We start from the raw sequence: 266 nt of genomic DNA, 5'->3' as shown, positions 1-266 counted from the left end.
CTTATGTGGATGCTTCCGTATTGGAAGCCTCCACCCAAAACGGTTTAGTCGGCTTTCTAAACACTTTTGGGGGCGGTGCGCTGAAGAACTTTTCCATTTTTGCAATGGGCATTATGCCATATATCACATCTTCCATTATTGTGCAGCTCTTGCAAATGGATGTTGTGCCGAAGTTTGCCGAGTGGGCAAAACAGGGTGAAGTGGGGCGTCGTAAGCTGAGTGAGTTTACACGCTATTTTACGGTTATCCTGGCTTTAATTGAAGGC

1 pseudogene is annotated in these 266 nt (G+C 46.2%); it reads left to right on the top strand.

From position 1 onward, the window contains the following. A pseudogene (locus PZC42_RS24810) lies at positions 1 to 266 on the top strand (preprotein translocase subunit SecY); the annotation flags it as partial.

The organism is Isoptericola croceus (genome assembly GCF_029382255.1).
GTDB lineage: Bacteria > Actinomycetota > Actinomycetes > Actinomycetales > Cellulomonadaceae > Isoptericola > Isoptericola croceus.
Note: the sequence above shows the minus strand (reverse complement) of the source record. Positions and strands in the feature narration are given on the sequence as shown.